13 protein-coding genes, 1 tRNA gene, 2 pseudogenes and 1 riboswitch are annotated in these 16,618 nt (G+C 67.4%); of the genes and pseudogenes, 4 read left to right on the forward strand and 12 right to left on the reverse strand.

The window, feature by feature from the left end:
* From F3J15_RS12440 to F3J15_RS12450, 3 genes and pseudogenes are all read left to right on the forward strand, one after another.
* Positions 1–2,363: TonB-dependent receptor (locus F3J15_RS12440; protein WP_166891333.1), on the forward strand; the 2,363-nt coding region annotated here is incomplete at its 5' end.
* A pseudogene (locus F3J15_RS12445) lies at positions 2,351–2,491 on the forward strand (exo-alpha-sialidase); the annotation flags it as partial. The gene F3J15_RS12440 and the pseudogene F3J15_RS12445, both read left to right, overlap by 13 nt.
* 18 nt (positions 2,492–2,509) lie before the next feature.
* Positions 2,510–2,818 (forward strand): annotated as a pseudogene (locus F3J15_RS12450) (TlpA family protein disulfide reductase); the annotation flags it as partial.
* A 79-nt stretch (positions 2,819–2,897) separates the two neighbouring features.
* On the opposite strand, the gene F3J15_RS12455 reads toward F3J15_RS12450, so the two are convergent.
* From F3J15_RS12455 to pepN, 7 genes are all read right to left on the reverse strand, one after another.
* Entirely contained in the window at positions 2,898–3,152 is a 255-nt protein-coding gene (locus tag F3J15_RS12455) for a GlsB/YeaQ/YmgE family stress response membrane protein (RefSeq protein WP_039343362.1), read from the reverse strand.
* Between the two features lie 262 nt (positions 3,153–3,414).
* Complete coding sequence (locus F3J15_RS12460; protein ID WP_166891336.1) at positions 3,415–3,627, reverse strand: hypothetical protein; 213 nt, start codon at positions 3,625–3,627, stop codon at positions 3,415–3,417.
* On the reverse strand, positions 3,624–5,357 hold the full coding sequence (locus F3J15_RS12465) for an FAD-dependent oxidoreductase (protein ID WP_166891339.1): 1,734 nt from the start codon (positions 5,355–5,357) through the stop codon (positions 3,624–3,626). The genes F3J15_RS12460 and F3J15_RS12465 overlap by 4 nt, the downstream gene beginning before the upstream one ends.
* A gap of 164 nt (positions 5,358–5,521) precedes the next feature.
* Entirely contained in the window at positions 5,522–6,331 is an 810-nt protein-coding gene (locus F3J15_RS12470; RefSeq protein ID WP_166891342.1) for a LuxR C-terminal-related transcriptional regulator, read from the reverse strand.
* Positions 6,332–6,501: 170 nt separating this feature from the next.
* Positions 6,502–6,577 (reverse strand) — tRNA-Thr (locus F3J15_RS12475).
* Between the two features lie 208 nt (positions 6,578–6,785).
* Positions 6,786–7,799 (reverse strand): class 1 fructose-bisphosphatase, encoded by a 1,014-nt coding sequence (locus F3J15_RS12480; RefSeq protein WP_069247404.1) that lies wholly within the window; start codon positions 7,797–7,799, stop codon positions 6,786–6,788.
* A 281-nt stretch (positions 7,800–8,080) separates the two neighbouring features.
* Positions 8,081–10,774: an aminopeptidase N gene (gene pepN / locus F3J15_RS12485; protein WP_166891345.1), complete on the reverse strand. Its 2,694-nt coding sequence runs from the start codon at positions 10,772–10,774 to the stop codon at positions 8,081–8,083.
* Between the two features lie 187 nt (positions 10,775–10,961).
* Here pepN and F3J15_RS12490 point away from each other — a divergent pair, with 187 nt between their 5' ends.
* Positions 10,962–11,660, forward strand: coding sequence for a DUF4136 domain-containing protein (locus F3J15_RS12490; protein WP_166891347.1), 699 nt, complete (start codon positions 10,962–10,964; stop codon positions 11,658–11,660).
* 52 nt (positions 11,661–11,712) lie between these two features.
* Here the strand turns inward: F3J15_RS12490 and F3J15_RS12495 are convergent, their stop codons facing one another.
* From F3J15_RS12495 to xdhC, 5 genes are all read right to left on the reverse strand, one after another.
* Complete coding sequence (locus tag F3J15_RS12495) at positions 11,713–12,285, reverse strand: TMEM165/GDT1 family protein (protein WP_166891350.1); 573 nt, start codon at positions 12,283–12,285, stop codon at positions 11,713–11,715.
* Between the two features lie 78 nt (positions 12,286–12,363).
* A riboswitch (yybP-ykoY riboswitch) is annotated at positions 12,364–12,501 on the reverse strand.
* Between the two features lie 146 nt (positions 12,502–12,647).
* Positions 12,648–13,964 (reverse strand): guanine deaminase, encoded by a 1,317-nt coding sequence (guaD, locus tag F3J15_RS12500; RefSeq protein WP_166891353.1) that lies wholly within the window; start codon positions 13,962–13,964, stop codon positions 12,648–12,650.
* Positions 13,961–14,308, reverse strand: a complete 348-nt coding sequence (locus F3J15_RS12505) for a hypothetical protein (RefSeq protein WP_166891356.1) — start codon at positions 14,306–14,308, stop codon at positions 13,961–13,963. The genes guaD and F3J15_RS12505 overlap by 4 nt, the downstream gene beginning before the upstream one ends.
* 27 nt (positions 14,309–14,335) lie before the next feature.
* Entirely contained in the window at positions 14,336–15,361 is a 1,026-nt protein-coding gene (locus F3J15_RS12510) for an adenosine deaminase (protein WP_166891358.1), read from the reverse strand.
* Between the two features lie 18 nt (positions 15,362–15,379).
* The gene (gene xdhC / locus F3J15_RS12515; RefSeq protein ID WP_166891361.1) at positions 15,380–16,390 is read right to left on the reverse strand and encodes a xanthine dehydrogenase accessory protein XdhC; all 1,011 of its coding nucleotides are present in this window, start codon (positions 16,388–16,390) and stop codon (positions 15,380–15,382) included.
* Positions 16,391–16,618: the final 228 nt, after the last annotated feature.

Consider the following 16,618-nt stretch of genomic DNA (forward strand, 5'->3'; position numbering starts at 1 on the left):
CGACGCGCGGCCGGCTCGCGCTCGCGTGCGCGGCCGCGGCCGCTTTTGCGTGGCCCGCCGCCCATGCGGCCTCGACCGACGATGCACGAGGTGCTACCGCACGCGATGGCGTCGAGCGTGCCGCCGATGTCCCCGCTCCCGCTTCGGCCGTCGCAACCGTGCCGCCGGCGCCGGCGGCCGGCGATACGCTGACCGCCGTCAGCGTGACCGCGCAGCGGCAACCGGTCGATCCGGATACACCGGCCGTCGTCACGTCGATCACGCGCGAGCAGATCGAGTCGCACACCAACGTCACCACCGAAGACGCGCTGAAGTACGCGCCGAACCTGATGGTCCGCAAGCGCTATATCGGCGACCGCAACAGCGTGTTCGCCGGTCGCGACTTCAACGAACTGCAGAGCGCGCGCGGGCTCGTCTACGCCGACGGCGTGCTGCTGTCGAACCTGCTCGGGTCGAGCTACGCGTATCCGCCGCGCTGGTCGCTGATTCCGCCCGACGATATCGCGCGCGTCGACGTGCTCCATGGCCCTTTTTCCGCGCTGTATCCGGGCAACTCGATCGGCTCGACCGTGCTGCTCACGACGCGGCGCCCGGACAAGCTCGAGGCGTCGCTGTCGACGCAGTTCTTCACGCAGCGCTATCACGACGGCTACGGATTCGCGGACAGCTTCGGCGGCAATCACCAGACCGCGCGGATCGCGAACCGGGTCGGCCGGTTCTGGTTCGCGCTGTCGCTCGACCGGCTCGAGAACAACGGTCAGCCGATGCAGTATGCGAGCCCCAATTCGGCATACAACCCGAAGCTCGGCGCCGCCGTGCCCGTGACGGGCGCCGCGACCGACATCGGGCCCAATGGCAAGCCGCGAACGATCGTCGGCGCGCAGACGATCGAGCGGACCGAGCAGCTCAACGAGACGGTGCGGATGGGCTATGCGTTCACCGACCACGTCGATGCGACGCTGACGATCGGGCATTGGGAGAACCATTACCGGCAGCACGGCGAAACCTTCCTGCGCGATGCGGCTGGCAATCCGGCGGCCGGCGATCCGGTCTACGGCGGCAACGTGTCGATGGGCGGCCAGAACATGACCGTCGCGCCGAACGCATTCGCGCCGCAGCGCGGCGACCAGGAGAACTGGCTGTACGCGCTCGGCCTGAATGGCCGGCTCGATTCCGGCTGGCGCCTGTCGGGCGTCGTGTCCGCGTACGACGTGTCGCGCGACGTGCAACGCTCGGCGTCGACCGTGCGGGGCGGTGCGGGCACGCTGTTCCAGGGCGACGGCACCGGCTGGCGCACGCTCGACCTGAAGGCCGAGGCGCCGGAAGTGAAGGGCCACACGTTCACGTTCGGCTATCACTACGACAACTACTTCCTGCGCAACGTCACGTACAACACGGCCGACTGGCTGGCCGGGCCGACCACGTCGCTGTCGAGCGTCTATCGCGGCGACACGCGCACGCAGGCGCTGTTCGGGCAGGACGCGTGGCGCTTCGCGCCGGGCTGGCTCGCGACGCTGGGGCTGCGCTACGAGCGCTGGGATGCGTACGGCGGTGCGCTCGGCAATGCAACGGGCACGCTCGGCTATGCGGACCGCAGCGCGAATGCGCTGTCGCCGAAGGTCGCGTTGCAATGGGATGCGACCGACGTCTGGCGCTTCCGCCTGTCGTTCGCGACCGGCACGCGTTTCCCGACGGTCGGCGAACTGTTCCAGGGCACGATCTCGAACAACGCGATCGTCAACAACAACCCGAACCTGCGGCCGGAAAAGGCGATCGACTGGGACGTCACGGCCGAACGCGACGTGGGTGTCGGCGTCGTGCGTGCCAGCGTGTTCCAGAGCGACCTGCGCGATTCGATCTACAGCCAGACGACGGTGTCGGGCGCGACGACGGTGACCAACATCTCGAACGTCGATCGCGTGCGCGTGCGCGGCGTTGAACTCGCGTTCAGCGGCGAGAACATCGGTTTGAAGGGGCTCGCGCTCGACGCGAACGTGTCGGCGAGCAATGCACGGATCCTTGCCGATGCCGCGAATCCCGCGTATGTCGGCTCGCGCTTTCCGCGGATTCCGCGCATGCGTGCGAACCTGCTCGCGTCGTATCGCTTCGACGAGCACTGGCTCGCGAGCGTCGGCGTGCGCTACTCGGGCCGCCAGTTCAACACGCTCGACAACAGCGACGTGAACCCGGACGTCTACGGCGGCACGAGCTCGTTCACGGTCGTCGACCTGAAGGCGCGCTACCGCTTCGACCGTCACTGGACCGCGTCGCTCGGCATCGACAACCTGGCGGACCGCCGCTACTACGTGTTCCATCCGTATCCGGGCCGTACTTTCTATGGAGAACTGAAATGGTCGCTGTGAGATCGCTCGCGGCAGGCGGCGCGCTGTGGTTCGCGTTACTGTCGCCAGCCGGCGCGCATGATGCGCACGACGCGCCGAAGGCCGCCGATTCCCGCGCGGCGCATACGAGCATGCAAGCCGCGCCCGCGTAGCAGAAGCAGCTGCTCGCCGCGCATCTGGTCGCGTGGCAGCGTCGTCATCCGGACGTGCAGCTCGCGATGGTCGCGATGGATGCGTACGACGACAACGGCGCGGCCGTCTCGCAGGCGCTCGCGCAGATGAACTTGCCGCCGCAGGTCGCGCAGTATGCCAATGCGGAGTCGATGCCCGAGCGCTTGCGCGCGGCGCTCGATGCGGGATGGAGGGGGGAGATGCCGCGCACCGTGTGGATCGGGCGCGATGGCACACGCGAAGCACGCAGCGGATTGCTGACGGCAGACGTGCTCGACAGCTGGTTGCAGCGCGCCAAGCACTGAACGGGCCGGCGGCGCGCGGCGAGCGTGCCGCGCGCCGGCCTGATGCGAAAACGCGCCCGAAGGCGCGTGGAGAGAAGCGTCAGGCCGCTCGCTTGAATAGCCGGATCACGAACAGCAGGATCACCGCGCCGACGACCGCGACGATCACCGAACCGATGAAGCCGCTGCCGATGCTGATGCCGAGTATCCCGGCGAGCCAGCCGCCAATCACCGCGCCGACGATCCCGACGATGATGTCGACGATCAGCCCGAAGCCGCCGCCCTTGACGAGCAAGCCGGCAAGCCAGCCGGCAATCGCGCCGATGATGAGCCACATAATCAAGCCATGAGTCATGGTTGTCCTCTCCTTGAGTTGTGTCGAATGACCGGACGTCGGCTGTGTCGCCGCAAGCTGAATGAAGGCGGCATCGCGACCCGCCGCGCCGCCCACGCAATGTAACGCGATAGACGGGTCGGAATCGTTAAGTAATGTTATGCACCCTTAACGGGATTTTCCAGGGAATTTGTCTACGTACGGCATGGCTCGCGCACGGGCAATGCGTGCCGAAATGAATCTGTAAGAAAAGGTCGCCGGTGAAGCCGGTCGGCCGTCGGCGTCATCGTTCGTGCGTCGATGCCTGCATGCCCGTGTCGGGCAATCCGTCGCCTGCGTCGGCGATCAGCCGTGCGACGGTCGCGGGTTCGCCGATCGCCTCGATCGACAGCAGGGCGAAGCGGGCGAGAAAGAGCGACGCATCGGCTTCACCGATCCGCGTCATCGTGCGGCACAGGTCGGTGTAGAGCATGTCGCGTTCGGTGTCCGTCATCATGCGGTCTCCTGAGGATCGGTTGAGGCGCGCGGATGGAGTGCGCGTTCGAGCGCGGCGGTCACGTCGCTCGCGCGAGCGTCGTGCCAGCGGCCGAGCACGTGACCGTCCGGACGCACGAGATAGACGGTGCCGTCGCGCGCGCCGTACATGTCGAACAGTCGGCCGTCGTCATCATGGCCGCCGCAGGCCGAATGCCGCGGCGCCGCATGCCGTGCGAGCGTGACGAGCGCGAACGGTATCCGCGCTGCGTGCAGGCGCTGTTCAAGATCGGCGAGCGTTGGATCGGGCACGCCGTCGGATGTGAAGCAGAACGCGGTGAAGCGCGGGGCGACGAGATCGGTCAGGTGGCCGCGGTGCATGTCGCTGCCGTGCGCCGTGTACAGCGTCAGCGGACATTCGGCGAGCGCCGTGCCGGGCGCGGGGCCGGCTGAAAACGTGTCGCGTTCGGCTGCGTTGAGCGACGACGTCGCATAGGCGATGGCGGTCGTCTGGCGCGGATTGATCAGCGAGCGCAGTGCCGGGTGCCGGACCGCAAGCGACAGCACGGCCTTGCGCATCAGTTCGAACGCAAACGACGGCGGCGCCATGAACTTGGTGCTCTTCGTGCCGTAGCGCAGGTTCTCGTGCGTCGCGAACACGCGCTCGTCCGAGTAGTTGTCGAGCAGCGTGTCCGATGCGAGCCCGCGAGTCACGTACGCGAGTTTCCATGCAAGGTTGTCGGCATCGTCGATGCCCGAATTCGCGCCGCGCACGCCGAAGATCGGCACGAGATGCGCGGCGTCGCCACAGAACAGCACGCGCCCGTGCCGATAGCGTTCGAGCGTCAGCGCATTCGCCTTGTAGATCGTGATCCAGATCGGCGACCAGTCGCCGCGCTCGCCCATCATGTCGAGCAGGTTCTGCACGCGCGGGATCACGTTCTCCGGCTTGACGGCCGCTTCGGGATCCTCATCGTCTCGCAACTGGTAATCGATTCGCCACACGTTGCCGGGCTGCTTGTGGACGAGTACCGTCGAGCCCGGGTTCGACGACGGGTCGAAGTACGCGAGCCGTTCGGTCGGCCGGTCGCTGTCGAGCGCGATGTCGACGATCACGTAGCGGCCCTCGTAGCTCGTGCCTTGCAACGACAGGCCGAGCGCTTCGCGCATCGTGCTGCGTCCGCCGTCGCACGCGACGACCCAGTCGGCGTCGAGCGCGTAGCCGCCGAGCGGCGTGTCGACGTCCAGGCGCACACCATCCGGTTGCCGGGTCACGCCGGTGACTTTCGCCTGCCACCGGATCTCGATGCGTTCGGGGCGGCGCAGCGCGGCGTCGAGCAGGAACTGCTCGATGTGGTACTGCGCGAGATTGATCATCGGCGGCAGCTTCTGGTTTTCGTCCTGCGGCATCGTGAAATGCAGCACTTCGTCGCGACGGTAGTAGCTGCGTCCGCCGGTCCACGGCAGCCCCGTGCGCAGGAAGTCGTCGAGCGCGCCGAGCCGCTCGATGATCTCGAGGCTGCGCCGCGAGATGCAGATCGCGCGGCTGCCGTGGCAGACCGCATCGTCGGCCTCGATCAGCACGCTGCGGATGCCGTGGTTCGCGAGACCGAGCGCGACGGCCAGGCCGACGGGGCCGCCGCCGACGATCGCCACGCGATGCCGGTGTGTATCAATACCGTCGTCGCAGGCCGGCAGATGCGCGGGATGGCGCTCGGCGACGAACGGGTAGGGCTTGAAGTCGATATCCATCGTGGGCTTCCAGGGGAGGGCAGTTCGACGTGCACGCGCGCCGGGGCAACGCGTGCAGGCAGTCGGAGCAGTATGGAAGCCGTGCGGAAATCCGCTGTCCCCATTCCGGGTACAGCAGGCTGACCGGGATTTACCCCGATTCAGTCATCACCGGCCGGTTCGGTTCAGGGCTGCAGGCAGAGCGCGAACAGCTGGCGCTGGCTCGAGATGCCCAGGCGCCGGTATGCGCGTTTCTGGTACGTGACGACGCTCGACGTCTTCACGCCGATCGTCTCGCCGATCTCGTGCGCGGTCTGGCCTTCGAGCACGCCGCGCAGTACATCGAGTTCGCGCTTGGACAGCGCCGGGCACGCGCCGCGCAGCCGGGCGAGCATCCGTTGCGGGATCCCGGTCTGCGCCGCGCCGGCGAGCGTGTAATGATGCTTCGCTGCCTGCGCGATCAGCGGCGCGAGCGCTTCGATCTCCGCGATCTCGCGCGGCTGGAACGCGCCGCTGCGATGCGCGCGGTACAGGTTGATCGACAGCCAGCTCGCATCGTTGGGCTGCGTCAGCAACGACAGCCGGTCGGACACGTCGGGGCCGCGGTAGCAAGCCGCTCGATACGCTTCATGATCGATCTCGTCGCCGGCCTGCTGGTGCAGCAGCAGGTCGTGGCGGCGCGTGCCGCGATGCGCGCTCGACACGATCGTCTGGTTGCCGTCGAGCGCGTAGAAGTGTCGCGCGTAGGTGTCGGCCACGTCGCGCAGGTAGCGGCCGCCGCGATGGTCGGCGACGGATAGCGTGCGCGGGCGGTTGCCGAACTCGTACGCGAAGATCGTGCATTGCGTGACCGACAGCGCATCGTCGAACAGCTTCAGCACTTCGGCTGCGAATGCGTTGGGCTCGTTGCCGCCGATCGCGGCGACGAGGCGTGTCGCACGCGATACGTCCAGTTGCCCGGTGAGGTTCGGTCGCTCGAGACGCCAGGTGCGCATGATGCTCGGAAAGGGCGGAGTGGTCCGGCGATTGTAATCGGCGGCGTGCGGCGCGGGAGTCGGGTGATGCCCGCAAGCGGAGCGGACACGGGGGAAGAAGGGCAGCGCACGATTCGGCGCCCGGAATGAGAAAAGGGCTGACAAGCATTGCTTGTCAGCCCTTTATAACTTGGTGCCGGAGATAGGAGTCGAACCTACGACCTTCGCATTACGAATGCGCTGCTCTACCAACTGAGCTACACCGGCATCAGAGAAACGAAATTATAAGGTGAAATCTGAGACCTTGGCAATAGGTTTTGCGAAATTTTTTCAGCTTGCTGCTGCTGTTTTCGCGAAACGCATCGACTCGGCAAACTTCCCGCTTCGTTTCACTGCGATGTGACCCGTTGGGGTCACATCGAGAGCCGCGATTCTACGTATGTCGCGCGACACTGTCTAGTGCTGCAGTGCAAATTTATTGCTTTTCTTGATGGTAGCCCGTCACGCGCTCGACTTCGTTCTTCGAACCGAGGAACACCGGGACGCGTTGATGCAGGCCCGTCGGCTGCACTTCCATGATGCGCTGCGTGCCGGTCGTCGCGGCGCCGCCCGCCTGTTCGACGATGAACGACATCGGGTTCGCTTCGTACATCAGGCGCAGCTTGCCCGGACGATCGGGCGTGCGCTTGTCGGCCGGGTACATGAAGATGCCGCCGCGGTTCAGGATCCGGTGCACGTCGGCCACCATCGATGCAATCCAGCGCATGTTGAAGTTGTCGCCGCGCGGGCCGTCCTTGCCGGCGTTCAGCTCGTCGACGTAGCGCTTGACCGGGTCGTACCAGTGGCGCGCGTTCGATGCGTTGATCGCGTATTCGCGCGTCTCTTCGGGAATCTGCATGTTGCTCTGCGTGAGCACCCACGAGCCGACTTCGCGGTCGAGCGTGAAGCAGTTCACGCCGTTGCCGGTCGTCAGCACGAACACCGTCTGTGGGCCGTACACCGCGTAACCGGCCGCGACCTGCTCCGTGCCCGGCTGCAGGAACGATTCCTCGGTCGCCTGCTTGCCGTCCGGGCAGCGCAGCACCGAGAAGATCGTGCCGATCGACACGTTCACGTCGATGTTCGACGAGCCGTCGAGCGGATCGAACACGAGCAGGTATTCGCCGCGCGGGTAGTTCGCCGGGATCGGGAAGAACGTTTCCATTTCTTCCGATGCCATCGCGGCGAGGTTGCCGCCCCATTCGTTCGCGTCGAGCAGGATTTCGTTCGACAGGATGTCGAGCTTCTTCTGCACTTCGCCCTGGACGTTCTCGCTGCCGGCGGTGCCGAGCGCTTCGCCGAGCGCGCCCTTCGACACGTTGTAGCTGATCGCCTTGCACGCGCGTGCGACGACTTCGATCAGCAGGCGCAGGTCGGCGGGGAGGTTGTTGGTCTCACGCTGCTGTTCGATCAGGAACTTCGACAGCGTGGTGCGGCGGGCAATGGACATGACAGACTCCAGAAGGCCAAAAGAATCCTTGAATAGCCGCAATTTTACCCGCCGCGCCTCCCGTGCCGCCGGCTTTTTTCGTCCGGTTACATGGCCGGGCGGCCGGCCCGGTCCGGCTTTCCGGCGGTGGAAACCAGCGGGACGCGCTTGACGCCAGCGGCAGGCGGCGCGGTCGAACCCCGCGATTGCGTGCGCTTCCAGCAGTCTTCAGACCATAAAAAAGCCGGCGCCGCGACGGGCGGCACCGGCTGTATCGCGCAGGCGCGATGCGGGAGATGGCGTTACGCGAGCGCCTTCTCGACGATCTCGCGCACGTCACGCGATTTCGCACCGGCGGCGACTTGCTCGAGCGCTTCGCGCATCCGGTCGCGCAGTGCCGGCGTGAAGCGGCGCCACAGTTCGAGCGAGCGGGCGAGGCGTGCCGCGACCTGCGGGTTGATCGCGTCGAGCGCGAGCACCTGTTCGGCCCAGAACGCGTAGCCCGAGCCGTCGGCCGCGTGGAATTGCGCGGGGTTGGCCGCGCAGAAGCTGAAGATCAGCGAGCGGGCGCGGTTCGGATTCTTCAGGTTGAACGCCGGGTGCGCGAGCAGCTTGCGAACCTTTGCGAGCGTCGGCTGCGCGGGCGTGCCGCGTTGTGCCGCCTGCATTGCGAACCACTTGTCGATCACGAGCGCTTCCTTCTCGAAGCGACGATAGAAATCGTCGAGCGCGTGCTCGGCCGGTTCGGTCGCGCCGGCGGCCGCGGCGGACAGCAGTGCGCCGAGTGCAGCCGCGCGATCGGTCATGTTGTTCGCCGCATCGTATTGCGCGGTCGCGAGGCGCACCGCATCGGCCGGATCCTCGAGTTCGGCGAGATACGCGAGCGCGAGGTTCTTCAGCGCGCGGCGGCCGGAGGCCTCCGGCGTCGGTTCGTAGGCGCCGGGCGTCTGGTGCTGCGCGTATGCGGCGAGCCAATCCGCGCGCAGCGCGGTGGCGAGCTGGCGGCGCACGAACTGGCGTGCGCGATGCACGGCGGCCGGATCGGCTTCCGCCATCTGGTCGGCGAGGTAGGTTTCCGACGGCAGCGTCAGCGCGAGTTCACGGAATGCCGGCGACAGCGTCGCGTCGGTCAGTACGCGGCGGAAGGCGGTGACGAAGTTCTCGCCGAGCGTGAGCGGCTCGTTCGCGGCCGCACGCGCGGCGAGCGTCAGCAGCGCGCGTGTCGCGAGGCGCTGGCCGGCTTCCCAGCGGTTGAACGGATCGCTGTCGTGCGCGAGCAGGAACGCGAGGTCATCGTCGCTGTAGTCGTACTCGACGATCACCGGCGACGAGAAATTGCGCAGCAGCGACGGCAGCGGTTGTTCCGGTACGTCGACGAACGTGAAGGTCTGCTCGGTGTCGGTGAAGTCGAGCACGCGCGTCGTGCCTGCGGCGGCGGCTTCGCCGTCGAGACGCAGCGGCAGGTCGCGGCCGTCGCGGCCGATCAGGCCGATCGCGAACGGGATCAGCAGCGGCCCTTGCTGCGTTTCGCGCGCGGCCGGCGACCCGTCGCCGTACCCCTGCGCGAGCGTCACCGTATAGCGGCGCGCGGCCGCGTCGTACGCGGTGCGCACCGACACGCGCGGCGTGCCGGCCTGGCTGTACCAGCGCTCGAACTGCGCGAGGTCGCGCCCGTTCGCGTCGGCCATTGCGTGACGGAAGTCGTCGCAGGTCACGGCGTGCCCGTCATGGCGCTTGAAGTACAGGTCCATCCCCTTGCGGAAGCCGTCGCGGCCGAACAGCGTCTGATACATCCGCACGACTTCCGAGCCTTTCTCGTAGACCGTCATCGTGTAGAAGTTGTTGATCTCGACGTAGCTTTCCGGGCGCACCGGATGCGCCATCGGGCCCGCGTCCTCGGCGAACTGCAACTGGCGCAGCACGCGCACGTCCTCGATGCGCTTGACCGCGCGGGCCGCCGATTCGACGTCGTCGCCCGCGGCCATGTCGGCCGAGAATTCCTGGTCGCGGAACACCGTCAGCCCTTCCTTCAGACTCAACTGGAACCAGTCGCGGCAGGTCACGCGGTTGCCGGTCCAGTTGTGGAAGTACTCGTGGCCGACTACCGACTCGATGTTCGCGAAATCGGTATCGGTCGCGGTCTCGGGGTTCGCCAGCACGTACTTCGTGTTGAAGATGTTGAGCCCCTTGTTCTCCATCGCGCCCATGTTGAAGTCGCCGACCGCGACGATCATGAAGCGGTCGAGATCGAGCTCGAGTCCGAAGCGCTTTTCGTCCCAGCGGATCGAGTGGATCAGCGAATCCATCGCGTGACGCGTCTTGTCGAGATCGGCGGGCTCGACCCACACCTGCAGCAGTTTTTCCTTGCCGGAGCCGGTCGTGATGGTTTCCTCGATCGCGACCAGCTTGCCCGCGACCAGCGCGAACAGGTAGCTCGGCTTGCGGAACGGGTCTTCCCATTTCGCGAAGTGGCGGCCGTCGGGCAGGTCGCCCGAATCGACGAGGTTGCCGTTCGACAGCAGCACCGGGTACGCGGCCTTGTCGGCGCGCAGCGTCACCGTATACGACGCCATCACGTCGGGGCGGTCGAGGAAGTAGGTGATGCGGCGGAAACCTTCGGCTTCGCACTGCGTGAAGAAGTTGCCGCTCGACACGTAGAGGCCGGACAGCGTCGTATTCTGGTCGGGTGCGCATGCGCTTTCGAGCGTCAGCTCGAAGGCTTCGGGGACGTTCTCGACGGTCAGCCCGTGTTCGTGCGCGCGCACGGCGCCATGCGGCGCGCCGTCCAGGTGTGCGCCGAGGAATTCGAGCGCTTCGCCCATCAGCTCCAGGTGCGGCGCGGGCGCGGCGTCCGGATTGCGGCGCACGCGCATCGTGTTCCTGACGATCGTACGGGCCGGCGCGAGATCGAATTCGAGCGCGACGGAATCGATGAGGAAGGCCGGCGGCGTGTAGTCGGCGCGGCGGATCACGGTGGAAGAGGCGTTGTCGGACATGGTCGTCGAGATCGGTGGAGTGGGGGACGGGCCCGTGGCACGGGCCAGGCGAACCGGGCCATTGTACAAAGGCTGGCGGCCGCGTGCCGGGCGAACTTTTTACCGGTTCCGGGAGTCCGCGTATTATCGGCATCCCGTTACGGTTCGCGCGGTGCGACGAACGGGTGACGGATCGAAGAGGATCAACATGAAACGCGAATGGATTCAACGCGGTGCGGGCTGGGCGGCGGTGCTGTGCGTGGCGCTGCTGACCGGCTGCACCAGCTACGTGACGACCCAGGTCACGGCCTTCTCCGACTGGAGCGGCAGTGACGCGACACGCACCTATGCGTTCACGCGCACCGAGGCGCAGAAGAACAGCATCGAGCAGTCGACCTACGAGCCGATCGTCGCGAACGAGCTGTCGACGTATGCGTTCCGGCAGGTGCCGCAGGCGCAGGCGCGGTATCTCGTGGGGCTGACCTACGCGGTCGGCAGCGATCTCGTGACGGTACCGCAGCCGGTCTATTACGATCCGTGGTTCGCGCCCGGGCCGTACTGGCGGCGCGGGCCGTGGGGCCCGTGGGGTCCCTGGGGGCCGATGCCGGCCGGTTACGTCGCGCAGACGTACCAGGTGTTCGACTACACGCTCGGCATCCGCATCACCGAGCGCGCGACGGGCAAGGAGGTGTACAACGTGTCCGCGCGCACGACCGGCGACAACGGCACGCTGCTGTATGCGATGCCGTTCCTCGCGCGCAGCGCGCTCGCCGATTTCCCGCTGTCCAACGGCGCGGTCCGTTCGGTCCGGCTGCCGGTCGACAAGCGCGGCGGCGCGGCGGCGCCGGCCGCCAACGAGCGCGCGGTGCCCGTGGCGCCCGCTTCGGGTGCCGCCGCCGCGAAGTAACGCGGTATCCCGCTCGGCGCGGCCGTCCGGCCGCGCCGGTCATGCCCTTCCGTCAGACCCCGATACCCAGCAGCGCCAGCGCGCCGAGCACGACGAACAGCACGGCTGCGATCGCGTGCACGAGCTTCGTCGGCAGGCGATGCGAGAAGCGGTCGCCGAGCAGGATCGCGGGCACGTTCGCGAGCATCATCCCGAACGTCGTGCCGGCCACGACACCGATGTAGTCCTGGAAGCGCGCGGCCAGCGCGACGGTCGCGATCTGCGTCTTGTCGCCCATTTCCGCGAGGAAGAATGCGACGAGGGTCGCACCGAACACGCCGAGCCGCGAGCGGTTGGCATTGGCTTCGTCGGCATCGAGCTTGTCCGGTACGAGAATCCACAGCCCCATCGCGATGAACGAGAACGCGAGCGCCCAGCGCATGATCGACGGTGTGACGAGCACGCCGAGCCATTCGCCGAGCGCGCCGGCGAAACCGTGGTTTACGAGCGTCGCGACGAGCACGCCGAGAATGATCGGCACCGGCTTGCGATAGCGCGCGGCCAGTACGAGGGAAAGCAGTTGGGTCTTGTCGCCGATTTCAGCGAGGGCGACGGCGCCGGTGGAGATCAGGAAGGCTTGGGACACGTATGGGGTTCCACGGGCCGATGTTGTGCGTGCGAGCGACGATCCACCGCGCGCCGGGCCCTGATGCGGCGCGCTGTGAACCATCGGTCTCGCCAGGCCTAGGTGGCTGCGTCCGCCATGGCCGTACGGCCAAGTCTGTTGACGGACGCCTCCGTCACGATGCGCGCCGGGAGCGCGGGACATCGAGCGGAGCGGCTACTCCCCAATGAGCGGCGAATTCTAGCACGGTGCGTTGCGCGCGGGAAAGCGGTTGGCGGGCGCTGTGCCCGGAGTCGGGGCGGGATCGGCGTACGGGAATCTCGGCGGCCCGGCGCGCGCGGCGGTCGATGCTCACGCGTGCCGGGGCGAACCCCGGCAGGTCATTATGCGGCGGGGCGGCGTGCCGCGCCGCGCTCGTGGACGAGTTGGCCGGCCGCATAGGTGCGGTACACCGCGCGGTCGTCGCCGAGCAGCGCGAATGCGAACAGCAGCTCCTCGAGCGAATCCGCGCGCTTCGTGCGGCGTGCGAGCAACGGCGTGGCCTGCGGATCGAGCACGACGAAGTCGGCCTCGGTGCGCGGTGCGAGCGTGCCGACCGTATCGGCGAGGTCGAGTGCCTGCGCGGCGCCGGCCGTCGCGAGCCAGAACATCCGCGTCGCGGTCAGGTGGTGGCCCGACAGCCGCGCGACTTTGTGCGCTTCGTTCATCGTCTGCAGCATCGAGAACGACGTGCCGCCGCCGACGTCGGTCGCGAGCGTGACGGGCACGTCGTATTCGCCGGCCTTGTCGAAATCGAACAGCCCGCTGCCGAGGAAGAAGTTCGATGTCGGGCAGTGCGCGACGACGGTGCGCGTCTCGGCCATCCGGCGGCGGTCCTCGTCGTCGAGGTGGATGCAATGGCCGTACACCGCGCGCGGACGCAGCAGCCCGTAGCGGTCGTAGATGTCGAGATAGCTGCGATGGCCGGGGAACAGCTCGGCCACCCATTTCACCTCGTCGACGTTCTCCGCGACGTGGCTCTGCACGAACACATCCGGATGGCGGCGCGCGAGCTCGCTGCACGCCTCGAGCTGCGCCTCGGTCGACGTCGGCGCGAAGCGCGGCGTGAGCGCGTACATCTGGCGGCCCTTGCCGTGCCAGCGGTCGATCAGCTCGGCACTGTCGTCATAACCCGATTGCGCGGTATCGCGCAGGAATTCGGGGCAGTTGCGGTCCATCAGCACCTTGCCCGCGATCATCCGCAGGTCGCGCGCATCGCTCGCCGCGAACAGCGCATCGGCCGACTGCTTGTGCACCGTGCAGTAGACGAGCGCGCTCGTCGTGCCGCAGGCGAGCAGTTCGTCGACGAAGAAGTCGGCGACTTCGCGCGCATGCTCGGGATCGCCGAACTGGCGCTCGGTCGGGAACGTGTACTTGTCCAGCCACGGCAGCAGGCCCGGCGCCGGCGACGCGATCATGTCCGTCTGCGGATAGTGGATGTGCGTGTCGATGAAGCCGGGCACGATCAGCTTGTCGCGCAGGTCATGGACGATCGCGTCGCGCGCGAGCGTCGCGGCGAGCTGCGCGTACGGGCCGGCCGCGACGACCTTGCCGTCGTCGACGACCAGGAGGCCGTCGGTCTCGTAGTTCGCGGCCTGGCTCGATTGCGCCGGGTCGCCGTTGAAGGTCAGCAGCTGGGAACGGAAAGCGGTTTGCGTCATGACGAATGGTCCTGCATCAAGGTAAGGCGAACAGAAGAAAACGGGCGACGCCGCACGGGGGCAACGTGGCGCCTGGCGAGCGGGTGCGGCACGCTGCGTGCGGCACGACCGGATGCGATTGCGCGGGCGAACGTGGCGGCCGAAGCCGCCAGCGAGTGGTTGCCGGCGGGCCTCGCAGCCGTTGCGCTCACGACCGATGCGGCGGCGAGCGAAACGGCAAATCGCGACGGCAGGCACGCGCGGGCGACGACGAACAGCGCCGTCGCCGCGCGCTCACGCACGCGGTCGTCCCGGCGCAAGGCCGGGCCGGTGGTCGCGAAGCGGATGCCGTTGCCGTGTTTCATCTGTCTAGCGTGCCTCGATGCCGGCCGTCACGCGGCCTGCCAGTACGCGTCGAGGCGCGCGTACAGTGCGTCGCGCTGCGCCGGTTCGATGAACGACGCCTCGAAGCCGTTGCGGATCACCGCATGGACTTCGGCATCCGTGAGCTGCAGCCCTTCGGCCGTCGCGAAGTAGTTTTCATTGACGTAGCCGCCGAAATAGGCCGGATCGTCGGAGTTGATCGTCACCGCGACGCCGCGATCGAGCAGCGCCTTCAGCGTGTGCTTCGCCATGTCGTCGAACACGCACAGCTTCAGGTTCGACAGCGGGCACACGGTGAGCGCCGTGCGCGATTTCGCGAGACGCTCGACGAGTGCCGCGTCCTCGATGCTGCGCACGCCGTGGTCGATCCGGTCGACCTTCAGCACGTCGAGCGCTTCGTAGATGTAGGCGGGCGGGCCTTCCTCGCCAGCGTGTGCGACGAGCTTCAGCCCGAGCGCGCGCGCCTTCTCGAACACGCGTGCGAACTTCGTCGGCGGATGGCCGAGCTCGGACGAGTCGAGGCCGACGCCGATCAGGCGATGGCGATAGCGCTCGAACAGCGGGAGAGCGGATTCGAACGTCGCGAGCGCGTCCTCTTCGGACAGGTGGCGCAGGAAGCACAGGATCAGCTTGCTCGACAGCCCGCGTTGTTCGGCATCGGCGAGTGCGCGTTCGATGCCCGCGACCACCGTCTCGATCGATACGCCGCGCTCGGTGTGCGTCTGCGGATCGAAGAACAGCTCGGTGTGGACGACGTTGTCGGCGAGCGCGCGTTTGCAGTACGCGGCCGTCATGTCGTAGAAATCCTGCTCGGTCAGCAGCACGCTCGCGCCGGCGTAATAGATGTCGAGGAACGACTGCAGGTCGGTGAACGCGTACGCGGCGCGCAGCGCGTCGATCGAGTCGTACGCGAGCTTCACGCCGTTGCGCTGCGCGAGCGCAAAGATCAGTTCGGGCTCGAGCGAGCCTTCGATATGGATGTGCAGCTCCGCTTTCGGCGCGCGGGCAATCTTGTCCTTGAATGTCGGGGTCATGGCGTCGTTCTTGGTCGGTCAGTAGATAGGGGAAGCCTGCGTGGACGCATTCGCGTTTGCCTCGACGGCCTGCAGCAATTGCGCAGCCACCGAGATCGCGATCACTTCGGGCGCCTTGTCGATGATGCCTTCGACACCGATCGGGCAGCGCATCCGCGCGACCTGGGCCGGGTCGATGCCGATCGCGGCGAGGCGATGATCGAACTGCACGCGTTTCGCATGCGAGCCGGTCATCCCGAAGTACGCGTAGTCGCCGCGCCGCAGGATGCGCTCGGCCAGCACGAAATCGAGTGCGTGGTCGTGCGTCATCACGACGAAATACGACTGCGGCGGTGCGGCGTCGACCGCGTCGGCCGGGGCAGCGGCCGCTTCGATCGCGAGGTTGCCGATGCCGGCGAGCGCGTCGGCCGGCGGGAACACCGCATCGGGCCCGTCGATCCAGCGCACGTGGCACGGCAGCGTCGCCAGTACCTTCACGAGCGCGGTGCCGATGTGCCCGGCGCCGAACAGCATGACTGGGAACGCATACGGCGCGATCGTTTCGGTCATCAGCGACACGCCGCCGGTTTCCCACAGCAGGCAGTCGGCACGCGCGGCTTCCGATTCGGGCTCGCTCAACAGCGGCGCGCCCGGCGAGGGGCCGAATGATACGCTACGCACGGTCGCGGCGCCGGCCGCGACACGCTTCGCGAGCGACATGATCCAGCCGAGATCGCCCACATCGAGCCGCTCGAACGCGAGCACCACGGCGCCGCCGCAGCACTGGCCGAGGCTCGGGCCGAGCGCGAGCCGTTCGAGCCGGCGCGCGTGCGGCACGTGCGCGCCATCCTTCAGCAGATGCCGCGCGATCTCGATCGCCTTCCATTCCAGATGACCGCCGCCGATCGTATGGCGGGCCGTGTCGCGCGTGACGAGCATCTTGGTGCCGGCTTCGCGCGGCGCGGAGCCGTCGGTGTGCGCGACCGTCACGAGCACGGCCGCTTCGCCGTGCGCGAGCAGTTGCTGCAGATCGCCGAGCCAGGCTTCCATCAGCACGCTCCGTTCGGGACGACGCGGCACGACACGCGGCGCGAGCTGGCGGGCGTGACGGCAACGATGACGGACGGGAGCGAGGCGGGCCGGCCGCACGGCTGATGCAGTGCGGCGGCAGCGCGCCGACGGCGCGCGCGGACGGCACCGCCGGATGCGCGGACGCCATGAGGGTGACGGATGCGGATGGTTTGCGTTGTCATGATGAATCCAGTCGACATTGCGGAT

It is taken from the genome of Burkholderia sp. Ap-955 (assembly GCF_011753045.1).
Lineage (GTDB): Bacteria > Pseudomonadota > Gammaproteobacteria > Burkholderiales > Burkholderiaceae > Burkholderia > Burkholderia lata_D.

Coding starts and splice junctions, on each gene's coding strand:
- F3J15_RS12490 (WP_166891347.1), top strand. CDS start 10,962: ATGAAACGCGAATGGATTCAACGCGGTGCGGGCTGGGCGGCGGTGCTG.
- pepN (WP_166891345.1), bottom strand. CDS start 10,774: ATGTCCGACAACGCCTCTTCCACCGTGATCCGCCGCGCCGACTACACG.
- F3J15_RS12480 (WP_069247404.1), bottom strand. CDS start 7,799: ATGTCCATTGCCCGCCGCACCACGCTGTCGAAGTTCCTGATCGAACAG.
- F3J15_RS12465 (WP_166891339.1), bottom strand. CDS start 5,357: ATGGATATCGACTTCAAGCCCTACCCGTTCGTCGCCGAGCGCCATCCC.
- guaD (WP_166891353.1), bottom strand. CDS start 13,964: ATGACGCAAACCGCTTTCCGTTCCCAGCTGCTGACCTTCAACGGCGAC.
- F3J15_RS12455 (WP_039343362.1), bottom strand. CDS start 3,152: ATGACTCATGGCTTGATTATGTGGCTCATCATCGGCGCGATTGCCGGC.
- F3J15_RS12470 (WP_166891342.1), bottom strand. CDS start 6,331: ATGCGCACCTGGCGTCTCGAGCGACCGAACCTCACCGGGCAACTGGAC.
- F3J15_RS12510 (WP_166891358.1), bottom strand. CDS start 15,361: ATGACCCCGACATTCAAGGACAAGATTGCCCGCGCGCCGAAAGCGGAG.
- F3J15_RS12505 (WP_166891356.1), bottom strand. CDS start 14,308: ATGAAACACGGCAACGGCATCCGCTTCGCGACCACCGGCCCGGCCTTG.
- F3J15_RS12460 (WP_166891336.1), bottom strand. CDS start 3,627: ATGATGACGGACACCGAACGCGACATGCTCTACACCGACCTGTGCCGC.
- xdhC (WP_166891361.1), bottom strand. CDS start 16,390: ATGGAAGCCTGGCTCGGCGATCTGCAGCAACTGCTCGCGCACGGCGAA.